Here is a 15,025-nt window from a genome sequence, read left to right on the forward strand (position 1 = left end):
CCGCTTCACCCGACCCGACCCCGCCACCCGCGCCCAGACCACGCCGTACATATCGCCCTACGCCTACGCCGACAACGTCCCCACCCTCCTGACCGACCCCAGCGGACTGACCCCCGACGACCCCAACAACGACCGCGTCGACAGCCTCGGCGAAGCAGCGGGCATCTTCGGCGACGCCTTCGTCGACGTCTTCAAGTCCCCCTTCGTCTTCCTCGGAGACGCGTACGACGCATTCACCGGCCAGAACGGCGGCGCCGGCGCCTTCGTCGACAAGTACCTCCCCGTCCGCCCCGCCTACCGCCTCTACCGCGCCGAATACATGCTCCGCCAGCAGGGCTGCGACGCCCTCGCCGACCTCTACGCCGAGACCGCGGAGGAACTCACCCAGCAAATCGCCCTCGTTGGGATCGGCGGCATGACGGGGTGGCGACGAACTGCGGTCAACCCCAGTAGCGGCATTGCCGCAGAGGCGGGAGCAAGTGCGATTACGCGGCTCCTCTACGGGGCCCGTAAGAGCGAGGGGCTTCCCGGCTCTGCAGGCGTGACGATTGACCGCCGTCCGACGGTGACAGAACTGGAGAATCTGACCATCAAGATCGCGAGAGGTGTGCGTCGAATGGGAGTCTCGATCGGGTGATCGCGGCCGGTGCCGGGCATGGGAACAGGGCCTCTTGGTAGCTCGGGGTTGCGAAGCCAACCGAGACCCAGGAGACCCTGTTGCCGCAGTTGTACGTGCTCGCGCCCGTGGAGAGTTCAACTCAGCTGCACCGATGTGTGATTGTGTCGCTCACCGATTCGGGAATGCGGCCGATCACCCGGAACGTGTTCGGCGGTACCCCTCGGACATGACGGACGCGGAGTGGGCCCAGGTCCGGCCGCTGCTGCCGGTGCCGGCCTGGATGGGTGGCCGGGGCGGCCAGCCGGGGAGGCGTACTGCCACCGGGCGATACTCGATGCGATCCGCTACCTGGTCGACATGGCATCAAATGGCCGGCCATGCCAGGGGACTTCCCGCCCTGGGACCGGGTCTACGCGTTCTTTCGCCGCTGGCGTGACCACGGCCTGGTCCAAGAGCTCCACGACCGGCTGCGCGGACAGGTCCGCGAGAAGCTGGGCCGGGACACGGAGCCGACAGCCGGGGTGATCGACTCGCATAGGTGTATTGACCACAAGCGTTGTTGACAACGGACGGACGACTCGGCTGCCTGTCGCAGGCATACGATCCGGCTCGCTGTGGGCCCGACCCAGCGGCCGGTGTTTGCATCGATGGTGTCGGTGCTCAGGCGGTCGTGCTCTGCATTCGGGTGTCCCCTTGTGCGTTGTGCGCGGCTGCGATCGCGCAAGCGGCGCGTACGAAGGCGGCGACGGCCGGGGAACGGGCTTCCTGGGGCCAGGCAACGGCCAGTGTGCAGTTCGGCAGGTCACTGACCGGCCGGTAGGCAACCCCGGGGCGCGGGTTGCGTCGGGCGACTGAGGCGGGTGCGAAGAACACGATGCTGCCCGTCTCGACGAGACTGAAGATCTCCGACAAGTTGGAGGCTTGCCCTGTGCCCCCGCCCCCGGATGGGGACGGCGCGGTTTGGCCGTCGTCGGCCGGCGCGCCGTTGGGGAGGTTCCGGCCGGCCAGGTCCGCCAGGCACAGCCGGGTACGGGCGGCCAGTGGGTCGGTGGCGGCCATCGCGACCAGGACCGGCTCGGTCAGCAGCGGTTCACTGTCCAGCCCTCGGTCATCCACGGGGCGGAGCATGAGTGCTACATCGGCGAGGCCATCGCGCAGTGCCTGGGGTTGATCGCCGAACCCTCCGAGGACCAGTTCGGGGGGCAAAGCTGCGGGGTCGGTGCCGTAGGCGTCCAGGATCTGCGGCAGCAGGCCGCCGTCGATGTCGGCCTTGAGGGCGACCCGCAGCCGGGGCGAGGCGCTGCCTGCGTGCTGGGCCCGGTGGGCGGCAGCGGTGACCGCCTCCAGGGCAGTTCTGGCGTCGCGCAGCAGGACCTCTCCGGCACGGGTGAGTTTCACCTGCCGGGTGGTCCGCTCAAACAGTGTCACGCCGAGTTGTCGTTCAAGGCCGCGGATCGTGCGGGACAGCGGGGGCTGCGCCATGCCCAGCCGATCGGCGGCCCGCCCGAAGTGCAGTTCCTCCGCGACCGCGACGAAGTAGCGGAGCTGCCGCACCTCCAAATCATTCATACCCACAGGGTATCAATAGCAACCAAGGTGGTCCTTCACCCGAACCGCTGCGCGAGGTTCACTCGAAAGCGACCGCCCGGCACGCCCCCCCTGGGATCCGCCGCCGACCGCCACGCATGGAGGCACTCATGATCGTTATTACTACGCCGACCGGTGACATCGGCCGACAGGTCCTGGACCGGGTTCTGGACAGCGGTGAACCGGTGCGGGTGATCGCCCGCGATTCCTCCCGCCTCGCGGAGCACGTGCGCGCGCAGGCGGAGGTGGTGGAGGGCTCACACGCCGACGCGGACACGATCGCGAAGGCGCTGGAGGGCGCTGACCGCCTGTTCTGGCTCGTGCCTCCGGCCGGCTTCCGGGACGCCGGCCCCGCCGGGAGCTACTACCTGGACTTCACTCGGGCCGCCGCCCAGGAAGCCGCAGGCCGGGGCGTGCGGATGGTGCACGTCACCTCCCTGGGTCACGGATACAACGGAGCGGCTGGCCTGCTGTCGGCCGCACTCGACATGGACGAGCTGATCGAGAGCACCGGCGTGCAGTGCCGGGCGCTGGCGCTGCCGTTCTTCATGGAGAACGTCCTCCACCAGGCCCAGCCGATCGCACAGCAGGGCGTGTTCTCCATGGCGAACACCGCGGACCGACCGTTGCTGACCGTCGCCACCCAGGACGTGGCCGCCACCGCGGCAGACCTTCTGCTGGACACCACCTGGAACGGTCAGGCCCGCGTTCCCCTGGTCAGCCCGGACAGCCTGACCCCCGACGCCATGGCCGAGATCATCACCGAAACCCTGGGCCGCACGGTGCGCTACCAGCAGGTGCCGCTTGCGGACTTCCAGGACCAGATGGTGCAGCGCGGCGCGAGCCCTTCGCTGGCCCAGGACATGGCCGACATGGTCAACGCGCAGAACAACGGCATTTACGACGCCGAACCCCGCGACCCGGCCTCCGCCACCGCGACCGACTTCCGCCAGTGGTGCCAGAACGTCCTGAAGCCGGCCGTCCAGCCCTGACCAGCACGCCGGTCAGTGCCCGGCGCAGCCGGCACCGGGGAAAGCGGCTCCGCACACCACCATCGGGCGATGCCGCCCCTTCAAATAATCAATAGGATCGCGTGCCGCGACCGGGACGTTCGCCAGAGCGTCCCGGTCGCGGTCGCTCTCTGGATCCTCACACCCCCGTAGGCCCAGGTGCCCCACCCCAATGCACGGTGGACGGTCCACGGCAGGCGTCTCCTCGTTGAGCGGGACCCATGAACGGATCGACGTGCTACCCGACCGCACCGCCGGCACGCTCGAAGCGTGGCTGCGCGAGCATCCGGGCATCGAGACCGTGTGCCGTGGCGGCTCCGCGACCTATGCCGAGGCCGTCCGCCGCGCCCTGCCCGACGCGGTGCAGGTCGCCGACCGATGGCACATGTGGCACAACCCGCGCGAAGCCGCCCTGGCGAGGTGAAGGCACACAGCACCTGCTGGGCCGCCGTTCAGGACACGCCCGTCTACGAAGGGCCCCGCGCGCGGACGACCCTGGAGCGCTGGCACCAGATCCACAACCTGCTCGAGAAGGGCGTGGACCTGCTCGAGTGCGCCCGCAGACTGCAGCTGGCCCTGAACACCGTCAAACGCCACGCTCGGGCCGACCGGCCCGAGCGGATGCTCCGCGTCCCCGAATACCGCGCCGGCCTCGTCGACCCCTACCGCGAGCACCTGCGCACACGCCGTGCCGAAGGTCCCGCCGTCCCCGTCCAGCATCTCTTCGAAGAGATCAAGGCCCTCGGGTTCACCGGCTGTCTGAACCTCCTGCACAAGTACATCAACCAGGGCCGTGCGGACGCCGACCGCAGCCACATCTCCCCGCGCCGGTTCGCCCGGACCATCCTCACCAGGCCCGACAACCTGAAGGCCGAACATCACGATCTTCTGGCACGGCTTACCGCCACCTGCCTCCAGATGACCCAACCGGCCGCCGCTGTCCGGGGCTTCGCCACACTCCAGACGCCTTGCGCAGGAAACGCCGACGGGCTCACGCGCTGGATCGTCGAGGTTCGCTCAGCCAATCTGACCCATCTGCACCCCTTCACCCGGGGCCTGGAGCGAGACCGCGGTGCCGTGAACGCCGCACTCACACTTCCGTACAGCAACGGCCCCACCGAAGGTGTCAACACCAGGACCAAGCGAATCGCGCGCCAGACGCACGGCCGAGCAGGCTTCACCCTGCTCCGCCACCGCATCCTCCTCGGACAACGCCACCCTCCGTCACCAACGAATGTGAGACAGGGCCGATGATCAGACACTCCCTGCAACCGCAGGGCCTCCTGCGCCGACGGTGACAGATGCCGCGCGTCCCCCACCAGATCGCTCACACCCGCCCAACGATCCAGAACCCAAGCTGCGTCGGATCAGGACGCGGGACGCGTCGCGGTGACCGCGACAGCGGTGTACTTCATGTCGAAGCTGCCGCCCATGGCGTCGATCGCGGCGCCGACCTCCGTCAGCACCCTCTCCAGCTTCTCGGGCTCGAACTGGCCGTGGTCCCCCTGGGTGGGCAGCTGGTCGAGCCACTCGTCCTTGCTGTAGACGTACTCCCACTCGAACTGCCACTGCTCGGGCTCGCCGAACCCGCCGACCTTGCGGATGCCCTCGATGGTCTTGGTGAGCAGCGGCGAGCTGCTGGTCGGGGGCGGTGTCGGCATGCTGTAGGCCCGCGTGGCCAGCGCGTCCGGAACCACCTCGACGTAGATCTTCCGGAAGGCCTCGCGGACCTCCGCCGGGGGCTCCGCGACGTTCCAGAACGCGGCGAAGCGTCCCGAGGGGCGCAGCACCGACGCCGCCTTGGCCGCACCCGCCTCGGGGTCCACCCAGTGCCATGCCTGGCCCGAGATGATGCCGTCGAAGCGCCGGTCCGCCGAGTCCCATTCCTCGAAGCGCGCGATTTCGATCTCCGTGCCGTGGGTCCGCGCGAACTCCGCCATCCGGGCATCCGGTTCCACTCCGAGAACCGTACATCCGGCCGCTTGGAATTGACGCGCTTCGATACCCGTACCCGCGCCTACATTCAGTAGCTCATTACCCGGGCACGACCGCACCACACGGTCCACCAGGCCATCCGGATAACGGGGTCGAGTTCGGTCGTAGCGTTCTGCGTCCAGGCCGTAGTTTTCGGCCGTGCCACGCTGCTGATGGAGTTCTCCGCCGAGCTTCGAATTCGCCATGGACGGACCATAGTGGGCGCACGCCCACTACGTCAACCCTGGGTTGCACCCCCGCCTTCACCAGCACCTGTCCCGCACTCTCACCAAAGGACCGGAAGGGAGCGCAGACCCCTGATGAGCGTGGATTGGGTGTAGGTGATCTCGTCGGCGGGGACGGCGAGCCGCAGTCCGGGAATGGCCGGGAAGAGGGCGGCGAACGCGACCTCCAGTTCGATCTGGGCGAGCTGCGCCCCCACACAGCGGTGCATCCCGTGTCCGAACGTCAGATGCGCCGTGGCGTTCTCACGGGTGACGTCGAAACGGTCCGGGTCGCGGAACGTCGCCGGGTCGAAGTTGGCGGCCGTGTTGCACGCGATGACCACGCTGTGGGCGGGGATGGTGGTGCCGCCCAGGTCCACGTCGGCCGTGGTGGCGCGGATCAGTCCGGTGTGCGGGTCGACGCCGGGGGTGACGTGGCGCAGCACCTCGGAGACGGCGGCGGGCACGGCCCGCGGGTCGCGGCGCACCACGGCCAGCTGGTCCGGGTTGTCCAGCAGCGCCAGCAGCCCCTTGCCGAGCATGGTCGCGGTCGTCTCGTAGCCGGCCAGCAGAAGACCGCAGCCGAGGGTGACCAGCTCCTCGGTGTCGAGGCGGCCCTGCTCGTCGCGGGCGGTGACGAGGCCGTGGAGCAGACTGCCGTCCGGGTGGGCGCGCTTGTCGTCGACCAGCCCACCCATGTAGTCGAAGAGGGAGCGCAGCGCCGCCATCGCCTCCTGCGGCTGCGTCCCGGGGGCACTGACACGGTCGGCCCAGGCGCGGAAGCGGTCCCTGTCCGCGTAGGGGACGCCGAGGATCTCGCAGATCACGGCGATCGGCAAGGGACAGGAGAGCCCCTCCGCCAGGTCCGCGGGCGGCCCGGCCGCCTTCATCGTCCCGATCAGTTCGTCGGCGATCTGCTGGATGCGGGGACGAAGACCGCGCATCCGGCGGGCGCTGAACTCCCCGGCGACCAGGCGGCGCAGCCGGGTGTGCTCCGGCGGGTCCATGTCGAGGATGCCGGGCTTGGTGAAGATCACGGCCGGGCTCATCACGGCGCCGAGCCGCCGCGCCTCGACGCGGCTGAACCGCGGATCGGCGAGGACGGTGCGCACCTGGGCCATTCCGGTCACCAGCCAGGCTTCGCGGCCGTCCCGCATCGTGATTCTGCGTACAGGCTTTTGCCGCCACATCTCATTGACCTGCTTCGGCACCGTATAACCCGGGGTGGCACCGGTATCGGAATTCCCGTTCAGGGTCCGGTCGGGCGAATTAGTTCCCAGGACTTCAGCCATGATCGCGACGCTAACAAGCGTATGCCCGTCCGATCAACACGCCAACCCAGGTACAGGCGCATGACCGTGGTGGGTGGTTGCGGCCGGATGCCGGTCAAAGATTTCACTGTGCACGTTTCCGCTGGTCACTGATGAGCCCGGAAAACCAGCCCGCGAGACCCTTCGAAAATACGACCCCAATAAATAGGGGGATGACGTCGGGCCGCTCCTCCAACAGAATATTGGAGAACGCATGACCAGTGTTTTACTTTCTCAATGCAATGACACACATGCAGGCGTCTCCGGACCGGAGGTGGTCGACCGTTGGAGATCAAGGAAATGGCCATTGCGGGCGCATTCCGCATCATCCCGGACAAGTACCACGACCGTCGAGGGTGTTTCTTCGAGGCCTTCCGGATCGAGGAGCTCCAGCACGCGACCGGCTTTCCCTTCCAGGTCCGCCAGGGCAACGTCTCGGTCAGCAGGCGCTCGACGATCCGCGGCGTCCACGGCACCGGAGGCGATTCCGGCGAGGCCAAGCTGATCAGCTGCGCGCGCGGCGCGGTGCTCGACATCGTGGTCGATCTGCGGGTGGGCTCGCCGGGCTTCGGCACGTTCGAGGCCGCTCCCCTCACCGAGGACTCCGGCGAACTGGTCTTCCTCGTCCCCGGTCTCGGCCACGCCTACCAGGCACTCGCCGACGACACCCGGATCACCTACCTGTGCGCGGAGCAGTTCGTCCCGGGCTCCCAGATCGACGTCAACCCGCTGGACCCCGAACTCGCCCTGCCCTGGGACCTTTCCGAGGAACCGGTCATCTCCGACAAGGACAGGGCCGCGCCGGGTCTGCGACTGGCAGCGGCGTCCGGGATACTCCCCCGCTGCACCGGCCCCGCCTGACGGGCAGAGAGGAGCGACCGTGCTGCCCTCGACCAGGAACCGACCGCTCGTAGCCGTACTCGGCGCATCCGGTTTTCTCGGCGCCGCGGTCACCGCCGAACTCATCGACGCCCCGGTGCGCCTTCGGCTCGTCTCCCGCGAGCGGAAACTTCCGCTGCCGGCCTCCTCGGCCGAGACGCACCTCGCGGACCTCACCGATCCACATGCGGTACGGGACGCCGTCGACGGTGCGGACGCCGTCATCCATCTGGCGGCCCACCTCCCCGACGGGCGCTCGTGGCGTGCGCCGGGCAGCGACTCCGAGCGGCTGAGTACGGGCCTGCTCGACACGCTCATCCGCTCCGTGCGCGGCAAGTCGCCCATCGTCGTGTTCGCCAGCACCATCCAGGCGGCGGCCCCCGAGGGCGCACCGCTCAATGACTACGTACGGGAGAAGATCGCGGCCGAGAAGGTGCTCCAGGAGGCGACCTGCAACGGCGCGGTACGCGGGATAGTGCTCCGTCCCGCCACCGTCTACGGGAGTACCCCGCTGACCGGGGCGACGGGCCGCGGGGTGGTCGCCGCGATGGCCCGCAAAGCCTTCGCCGACGAGCCCATCACCATGTGGCACGACGGCACCGTCGAGCGGGACCTGGTGCACGTCACGGACGCGGCGCGCGCCTTCGTCGCCGCGATGCGCGCGCCCGAGGCGCTCAGCGGCGCGAGCTGGCCGGTGGGCAGCGGGCGGCCCGCGCGGCTCGGGGAGGTGTTCGGCACGCTCGCCGAACTGGTCGCCGCGCGGACCGGACGCCCGCCCGTGCCCGTCGTCACCGTGGCGCCGCCGGACTGGGCGGACGCCACCGACTTCGGGAACGTGCACACCGATCCGTCGTCCTTCTCCGCGGCCACGGGCTGGCAGCCACGCGTCCGGCTGGACGACGGCCTCGCCGGCGTGGCGGACGCACTCTCTTCCTGACCGGCTCGGAGGGGCTCACGCCCCTCCGAGGAGTCTTCGGCTACGGGGAGGGGGCGACGGCGAGGGCGGCGAGACGGTCGGTCACCTCGGCGGGGCTCGGCTGGGCGAGGACCTCGCCACGCAGTGCCGTGGCGGCAGGTCCGATCCGATCACTGGTCAGGAGGGAGGCGACCGCGCTCGCGAGCGCGTCCACGGTCGCGTCCTCCCTGTCGACCGCGATACCGGCGCCCGTCGCGGCGAGCCGGGCGCAGCAGGTCTGCACGTCACGCGTGGCCGCGATGCCGAGCTGCGGGACCCCGTAGTACGCGGCCGTCATGATCGTGCCCGCTCCGCCGTGGTGCACGACCGCGTCGCAGGACGACATGATCGCGTTGAGGGGGACGTTCTCCACCACGGTCGCCCCCGACGGCAGGTCGGGGACCAGGCCGCGGTCGGCTCCCGTGACCGCGAGAACGATCTCGACGTCGTGCTCGTGGAGCGTCTTGACGACGTCGGCGACCGGGAACGCCTCGATACCGTCCCGGATCACCAGCATCGAGCCCCACGTGAGGAGCACCCGCCGCTTCTTCGCGGGCGCGAGAACCGAGGGCGGCAGCACACTGGTGCCGTTGTAGGGGACGAACCGCAGCGGGATCCGCGACGGGATCTCGCAGATCTGCATGCTCTCCAGCCATGGATCGACCGCCGTGGCGGCGTTCTCGGTGCGCGGCTCGCATCCGTGGCGCGCGTACAGCTCGCGCAGGGGTTCGGGCCAGTCGTCCGGCGCCATCCCGCATCCCGGGTAGCCGTACCCGGAGCCGCGCAGCAGGTCCGGGCCCCAGAGGTGATGGACCAGCGGTGCGTCCGCCGCCGCTGCCGCCAGGGGCGCGGCGAGCACGAGCGGGTCGGCGACGACCAGGTCGGGACGCCAGTCGCGGGCCAGGGACACGACGTCGTCCGCGGCCTCCATGGCGAAGCGGACCTGGGCGTCGACCAGCGTCTGATACAGCGCGGGCGGGGCGCCCGGCGCGGTCTCGACCGGTCCCCTCCGCCGGTGCCGTGCCAGTTCCTCGGTCATGTCGAAGGACTTGGCGATGGTGACCATCGACACCCCGGAACTCACGACGACCGATTCGCCCCAGGGCTGCGCGGCGACACAGACATCGTGACCGGCGGTACGACAGGCCCACATCAGCGGCACCATCGGGAAATAGTGCGACGGCGCGGAAGCCGGAATGAACAGTATGCGCATCCGATACCCGACCATTCTCGTCAGCAGATGTGGCGGTGGGCCCCCAGCGTTGCCGCTCCGCAGCCGTCGCGACAAGCCTTGCTGATCGGGGTACCGCTGCACGGACATATCTGGTACGGGAAGCTGCGGGCTATTGACAAGATGAACACAGGCCCCATAGTGGGCTGGTGCCCACTATGGCCCCCACTCCGGTCTCCGAACCGGACCCTGGTGCCGCCACAACTTCCCTGTGGAATTCGTTCACTTCGGTTGCGGAGGAGTGATCCTGTGTCAGTCAGACATGCTTCCTGGAAATACTTACTTATAGCGGCGCTCATGACGGTCACCGGCCTGGTCGCCACGTCGACGCCCGCCACGGCGGCGGACGAGGCGTCGCAGGCCGTGAGTTGCACGTCGTACTCGCTGCCGGTCCGTCTCTCCGATTCCGGCGAGGCGACCGAAACCATGTGGGGTGAGCTGTGCCGGCCCACCGATCGCCGCCCCACCACCGTGCAGTTTCTCGTGCACGGCGGGTTCTACAATCACGTCTATTGGGATTTCCCGGTCGGCAAGGGCTATTACTCCTATGTGCGCCATGCCGTCGCGGCCGGGTACGCCACCTTCAACGTGGACCCGATCGGCTCGGGCAAGAGCTCCCACCCGCAGAGCAGCGTGGTCACCGGCGACGCCGGGACCGTCGCGCTGCACGACGCCATCACCGCCCTGCGCAAGGGAACGGTCGGCGGGCAGGCGTTCAAGAAGGTGCTCTGGGTGGGACACGCGCTCGGCTCATTCTACGCGTGGCGCGAGATACCGCGGTACGGCGACGTGGACGGAGCGATCCTCACCAGCGCGCTGAACAGCCACAATCCGGATCACGCCGCGACCGTGAGCGCCAACTTGTACCCGGCGGTACAGGACCCGAAGTTCGCGAACAGCGGCTATGACGACGGGTACTTGACCACCAAGCCGGGCACGCGCGGCTCCATGTTCCACTACCCGGCCACGACCGACCCGGCGGTGGTGGCGAAGGACGAGGAGACCAAGGACGTCCAGCCGATGGCGGTGACCCAGCCGGCGGCCCCGCCGTACGGGATCAAGGTGCCGGTGCTCGTCGTCGCGGGCGCGCAGGACTGGCTGGAGTGCCAGGGGGTGACCGCGTACGACTGCGACGACCCGAGCAGCGTGCTCGCCCACGAGTCGCAGTTCTACCTGCCGGAGGCGAAGCTCAAGGTGGCGATGGTCCCGCAGACGGGGCACGATCTGGCGCTGGCGACGACCGCGCCGGCCACGAGCGCCCTCATGTTGCAGTGGGCCAAGGGGATCGCGGCTCCGTAGGGCAGCCCGTCCCGCTGTCCGGCCGACGCGTTCGACGCGTCGGCCGGACACGTCCGATGCGGCCCAGGAGGGGCGGCTCAGGACGTGTACGCGTACTCGGACCCGTCACGGATGGCGTCGACGAGCTCGGCCTGGCGGAGCGAGTCGGCGTTCTGGGCGGCCAGGTCTCGTGCGACGTCGCCTTCGCCGGACAGTACGGCGGCGGCGAAGGCGGCGACGATGTTCGCGAACTGGTCCCCCGCGGGAAGGGTGATCTCCTCGGCCCCGTCCTGCCGCTCGACCCGCAAGGTGGGGCGATGGTCCAGCGGCGGTGTGAAGGCCCGGTCGAGCCGGAGGCGCCCGGACGAGCCCCGCACCTCATAGGCGCTGCAATAGGAGTGCTCCATGCCGAAGTGGAGCTGCGCCGTGACACCGGCCGGATCGGACAGCAGCACACTGCCGCCCACCACGGCGCCCCGCGCCCGCTCGACGCGGAGCGCCCCGCCCACGAGACGGAGGCGCGCCCCGAGAAACCGCAGTGCGGCACGGAGGGGGTAGACCCCGATGTCCACCAGGGCGCCGCCCCCGACATCGGGCAGGTAGCGGGGGTCCTCCGGTGGCCTCGGCGGAATGGTGAACGTGCTTTCGAAAGAGCGGAGTTCACCGATGGCTCCGCCGGAGACGAGTGCGTCGACGCGGCGATGCTGCGGATGGTGCAGGAACATCATGTTCTCCAGCAGCAGGCACCCGCGTTCGCTCGCGAGGTCAAAAAGGCGGGCGGTCTCCGGCGACCGGGTGGCCAGCGGCTTTTCGGCGAGGACGTGTTTGCCCGCCAGGAGCGCACGCTCCACCCACTCGGCGTGCAATGCGGCAGGCAGCGGAATATAGACGGCGTCCACATCGTCCCGCTTCAGCAGTTCCGCGTAGCCTTTTACGGCCGCTCCGCCGAAACTTCCGGTGAAGCGCTCGGCCTTCGTCGGGTTGCGGCTCGCCACCGCCCGTATCTCGATGGAGGACTCAGCCCGCATCGCCGGCAGTGTCCGCCGCCACGCGATGTCGGCGCAACCGAGCACGCCGAATCTCACCGGCCCTGGTCGCTGTTCCAGAAACATGGTGGATGGTAACGCCGGGGCCGCGGACAGGGGTACCCCCGCAAAATCAGGGATGTTCGGCCCCGACGGCCTTCGGAAGAGTGACGTCCGGTGCTTACAGGAAGAGGTAATCAGGTATGGCCGCCGGGATTCGACTTCCGCTCGACCCACCGCATCCGGCTCGACCGCAACGCGGTCTACGGGCCCTGCAGAAACAGGCTCCGGTGCACCGGGTCAGCACTGCCGTGGGGGACCCCGCCTGGCTCGTGACCGGATATCAGGAGATCAAACAGCTGCTCGCCGATCCGCGTCTGGGCCGCAGCCATCACGACCCCGAGAACGCCGCGCGCAGTGGCGCCTCGGAGCTGCTCGACGGTCCGCGCGGCGACTACGAGACCGAGCAGAAGTGGATCGCGACGATGCGCTCGCGGCTCCAGCCGTTCTTCTCGGCGGGGCATGTGAAGGCGATGCGCCCCCGGGTCGAGGCGCTGACCGGCGAACTCCTGGATCGTCTCGAGAAGCAGGGCCCGCCGTCGGATCTGGCCGAGGCCCTCGCGCTGCTCCTGCCGCGGGAGGTGATCGGCGAGCTCCTGGGTGTCCCGGTGGAGGAGAGGGAGCTCCTGGACGAGTGGACGACGGCGGTGGGCGACGCCCGCGACCGGGAGCGCTCGGCGGCGGGTCTTGCCGCCCTGCACCGCTACGGCCACGAACTGATCGCCCGTAAGCGCGCGCACCCGACGCAGGACGTCGTCTCCTGGCTGTGCGAGGACGGCACCCTCTCCGACGACCAGGTCGCCCAGCTCACGATGGGTGTGCTGTTCGCCGGCTACGAGACCACGGCGACGGCGCTCTGCGTCGGCACGGCGCTTCTGCTGGACTCCCCGGAGCAGTGGCGGGCGCTGCGCGAGAACCCCGGACTCGCGCCCACGGCGGCAGAGGAGAGCGTACGGGTCGTCAGCCGGCTGCTGCCCCCGGTCATCCGGTACACGCGTGAGGACCTGGAGATCGCCGGGACCAAGGTGCGGCGCGGCGAGCTGGTGATGCTCGACATCTACGCCGCGACCCATGACGAGAACGTCTTTCCCGACCCCGACCGGTTCGACATCACCCGCGGGGACAACCCGCACCTCTGCTTCGGCTTCGGACTGCGGTACTGCATCGGGGCTCCCCTCGCCCGGCTCGAACTGCAGGCCGCCCTCACCCAGTTGACCGCGCGCTTTCCGCGGATGCGCCTGACGGTTCCGGTCGAGGACCTGACGGTTCGCCCGGGTTCGTTCGCCGCCATTCCCACGTCCCTCCCTGTCACTTGGTAGGTCCCCCCTCCCGGCGGGCCGATGGACGAAGAACGAGAGGAACCCGTATGACTCTGACGCCGGATGCGCTGCGAGCGGCCGTCGACCGGGTCGCTCCCCCGGTGCTGGAGGTCACCAGCACCCCCGGCGCCCTCATCAGCGTCGGCTTCGCGGGTGAAACCCCGCTGACCATGCCGTACGGCCTCGCGGACGTGGAGAGCGGCGCTCCGGTGACCGCGTCGCACACCATGCGCGTCGGCAGCCTCGGCAAACTCCTGGTGGCCACCGCGATCGCACGTCTGGCCGACTCCGGCGCGCTCGACCTGGACGCACCCATCGACGCGCATCTGCCCTTTGCGGTCGTCAATCCGCTCGGTGGCACGATCACGCTGGCCAAGGCGCTGTCCATGATGAGCGGCGCCGCTACGGACGGATACGACTGGGTCGAGCGGCCCGAGCCGGCGATGCGTTACATCGAGCGCGTGGTCGAGCGCGGTGTCGTCCACGAGTACGGCACGGACGCGCCCCGCTTCGTGAGTTCGGCGGACGCGAGCGGCTGGCAGTCGTCCTCGTTCATGTACCAGGTGGCCGCGCTGACGGCCGAGGCGGTGACCGGGACGCCGTTGGGCGAGTACGTGAAGGCCGAGATCCTCGACCCGCTCACCATGCACTCCACCGCCTGGCTCGACAGCCCCGACTGGGACGAGGTACGGAGCCGCTGCACGACGGGGCACATGGTGTTCGGCGACCGCGCCGTCCCGCTGCCGTGGCACGAGTGCGGTACCTACCACGCGGTCGGAGCGGTCATGTCCTGCGCCGACTACACGCGGCTGATGCTGGCGCTGACCGGCCGCGAGGGTCTGTTCGGCGGCGATGTCGCGAAGGAGATCCTGCGGCCGCGCACGACGGCGCGGGACGGGAGCCAGGTGGGGTTCGGTGTCCATCTCTCCGGAGATCCGGAGGCGGCCGACCACTGCGTCCGCTCGGTGGGCCACTACGCGTTCGGATGGTGGTCCGTCTCGCTCGCCTACCCGAACGCGGCGAAGCCGTTCTGCGTCACCGTGAGCACGAACCTCGCGGACCAGCGTGATGTCTTCAACCCGCCCGACCAGTACTCCTTCGGCATCCTCGCCCAGGAGATCGCGGGCTGGATCCTCGGCGGAAAGACCGACACGCGCAGCCTGCCCAGCCGCGCCGAGTGGAACGCGTACGCGATGGGGCTCGTGGCCGCAGACAGGTTCGCCGGGCTGCTGGGGGCGGAACTCGACAAGGGGCAGATCTCCCGGATGGCCAAGGCGTCGCGGGGGGTCGGGGCGTCCTCCACCGCGGCATTCGACGAGGCGCGCTTCGTCGAGGGCTACCTGGACATGCAGGCCGCGGTGCGCGAGCAGCGCATCGACGCGTACCTGGACACGGACTGCCCGGTCGGTGGCCTGTTCCGCAAGCTCGCGCGCAGGGAATGGGGAAGCAAGGGGTTCGAGGAGCCGTCGCCGGTGCGCTTCTGGTCCGGCAGGCGGGCGTGACCTGTCCCCGGTCGGCCAACGGCCCGGGGTGACGTTGACGATCGCGCCGTGC

Annotated in this window: 13 protein-coding genes and 1 pseudogene; 9 read left to right on the plus strand and 5 right to left on the minus strand. The window is 69.5% G+C overall.

The window, feature by feature from the left end; translation table 11 throughout:
- Together ACVV2G_RS08865 and ACVV2G_RS08870 are read left to right on the plus strand one after the other, a co-directional pair.
- Positions 1–637 (plus strand): RHS repeat-associated core domain-containing protein (locus ACVV2G_RS08865; RefSeq protein WP_487248107.1); only part of this gene is annotated, 637 nt, incomplete at its 5' end.
- Positions 638–996: 359 nt separating this feature from the next.
- Positions 997–1,182 carry a hypothetical protein gene (locus ACVV2G_RS08870; protein WP_453842059.1) on the plus strand — a complete coding sequence of 62 codons (186 nt, stop codon included), beginning with the start codon at positions 997–999 and terminating at the stop codon, positions 1,180–1,182.
- Positions 1,183–1,279: 97 nt separating this feature from the next.
- Here the strand turns inward: ACVV2G_RS08870 and ACVV2G_RS08875 are convergent, their stop codons facing one another.
- Positions 1,280–2,188 (minus strand): LysR family transcriptional regulator, encoded by a 909-nt coding sequence (locus ACVV2G_RS08875; RefSeq protein WP_453842060.1) that lies wholly within the window; start codon positions 2,186–2,188, stop codon positions 1,280–1,282.
- A gap of 128 nt (positions 2,189–2,316) precedes the next feature.
- Here ACVV2G_RS08875 and ACVV2G_RS08880 point away from each other — a divergent pair, with 128 nt between their 5' ends.
- The gene (locus tag ACVV2G_RS08880; protein ID WP_453842061.1) at positions 2,317–3,198 is read left to right on the plus strand and encodes an NmrA family NAD(P)-binding protein; all 882 of its coding nucleotides are present in this window, start codon (positions 2,317–2,319) and stop codon (positions 3,196–3,198) included.
- 235 nt (positions 3,199–3,433) lie between these two features.
- A pseudogene (locus tag ACVV2G_RS08885) lies at positions 3,434–4,470 on the plus strand (ISL3 family transposase); the annotation flags it as partial.
- A 113-nt stretch (positions 4,471–4,583) separates the two neighbouring features.
- Here the strand turns inward: ACVV2G_RS08885 and ACVV2G_RS08890 are convergent.
- Both ACVV2G_RS08890 and ACVV2G_RS08895 read right to left on the minus strand, forming a co-directional pair.
- Positions 4,584–5,396, minus strand: a complete 813-nt coding sequence (locus tag ACVV2G_RS08890) for a class I SAM-dependent methyltransferase (RefSeq protein ID WP_453842062.1) — start codon at positions 5,394–5,396, stop codon at positions 4,584–4,586.
- Positions 5,397–5,476: 80 nt separating this feature from the next.
- Positions 5,477–6,571, minus strand: a complete 1,095-nt coding sequence (locus ACVV2G_RS08895; protein WP_453842063.1) for a cytochrome P450 — start codon at positions 6,569–6,571, stop codon at positions 5,477–5,479.
- Between the two features lie 438 nt (positions 6,572–7,009).
- Between ACVV2G_RS08895 and ACVV2G_RS08900 the strand changes: the two genes are divergently transcribed.
- Positions 7,010–7,585: a dTDP-4-dehydrorhamnose 3,5-epimerase family protein gene (locus tag ACVV2G_RS08900; RefSeq protein WP_453842064.1), complete on the plus strand. Its 576-nt coding sequence runs from the start codon at positions 7,010–7,012 to the stop codon at positions 7,583–7,585.
- A 19-nt stretch (positions 7,586–7,604) separates the two neighbouring features.
- On the plus strand, positions 7,605–8,540 hold the full coding sequence (locus ACVV2G_RS08905; protein ID WP_453842065.1) for an NAD-dependent epimerase/dehydratase family protein: 936 nt from the start codon (positions 7,605–7,607) through the stop codon (positions 8,538–8,540).
- A gap of 40 nt (positions 8,541–8,580) precedes the next feature.
- Here ACVV2G_RS08905 and ACVV2G_RS08910 read toward each other — a convergent pair whose 3' ends face one another.
- The gene (locus ACVV2G_RS08910; RefSeq protein WP_453842066.1) at positions 8,581–9,723 is read right to left on the minus strand and encodes a nucleotide disphospho-sugar-binding domain-containing protein; all 1,143 of its coding nucleotides are present in this window, start codon (positions 9,721–9,723) and stop codon (positions 8,581–8,583) included.
- Between the two features lie 363 nt (positions 9,724–10,086).
- On the opposite strand from ACVV2G_RS08910, the gene ACVV2G_RS08915 reads away from it, so the two are divergent.
- On the plus strand, positions 10,087–11,088 hold the full coding sequence (locus tag ACVV2G_RS08915; protein WP_453842067.1) for an alpha/beta hydrolase: 1,002 nt from the start codon (positions 10,087–10,089) through the stop codon (positions 11,086–11,088).
- 77 nt (positions 11,089–11,165) lie between these two features.
- Here the strand turns inward: ACVV2G_RS08915 and ACVV2G_RS08920 are convergent, their stop codons facing one another.
- Positions 11,166–12,179, minus strand: coding sequence for a Gfo/Idh/MocA family protein (locus ACVV2G_RS08920; RefSeq protein WP_453842068.1), 1,014 nt, complete (start codon positions 12,177–12,179; stop codon positions 11,166–11,168).
- Positions 12,180–12,424: 245 nt separating this feature from the next.
- Between ACVV2G_RS08920 and ACVV2G_RS08925 the strand changes: the two genes are divergently transcribed.
- Positions 12,425–13,471 (plus strand): cytochrome P450, encoded by a 1,047-nt coding sequence (locus ACVV2G_RS08925; RefSeq protein WP_453842069.1) that lies wholly within the window; start codon positions 12,425–12,427, stop codon positions 13,469–13,471.
- A 47-nt stretch (positions 13,472–13,518) separates the two neighbouring features.
- Entirely contained in the window at positions 13,519–14,973 is a 1,455-nt protein-coding gene (locus tag ACVV2G_RS08930) for a serine hydrolase domain-containing protein (RefSeq protein ID WP_453842070.1), read from the plus strand.
- The last annotated feature ends 52 nt before the right edge of the window (positions 14,974–15,025 follow it).

The organism is Streptomyces sp. JK94, from assembly GCF_053613315.1.

Coding starts and splice junctions, on each gene's coding strand:
- ACVV2G_RS08870 (WP_453842059.1), top strand. CDS start 997: ATGCCAGGGGACTTCCCGCCCTGGGACCGGGTCTACGCGTTCTTTCGC.
- ACVV2G_RS08875 (WP_453842060.1), bottom strand. CDS start 2,188: ATGAATGATTTGGAGGTGCGGCAGCTCCGCTACTTCGTCGCGGTCGCG.
- ACVV2G_RS08880 (WP_453842061.1), top strand. CDS start 2,317: ATGATCGTTATTACTACGCCGACCGGTGACATCGGCCGACAGGTCCTG.
- ACVV2G_RS08890 (WP_453842062.1), bottom strand. CDS start 5,396: ATGGCGAATTCGAAGCTCGGCGGAGAACTCCATCAGCAGCGTGGCACG.
- ACVV2G_RS08895 (WP_453842063.1), bottom strand. CDS start 6,571: ATGCGGGACGGCCGCGAAGCCTGGCTGGTGACCGGAATGGCCCAGGTG.
- ACVV2G_RS08910 (WP_453842066.1), bottom strand. CDS start 9,723: ATGGTGCCGCTGATGTGGGCCTGTCGTACCGCCGGTCACGATGTCTGT.
- ACVV2G_RS08915 (WP_453842067.1), top strand. CDS start 10,087: ATGACGGTCACCGGCCTGGTCGCCACGTCGACGCCCGCCACGGCGGCG.
- ACVV2G_RS08920 (WP_453842068.1), bottom strand. CDS start 12,179: ATGTTTCTGGAACAGCGACCAGGGCCGGTGAGATTCGGCGTGCTCGGT.
- ACVV2G_RS08930 (WP_453842070.1), top strand. CDS start 13,519: ATGACTCTGACGCCGGATGCGCTGCGAGCGGCCGTCGACCGGGTCGCT.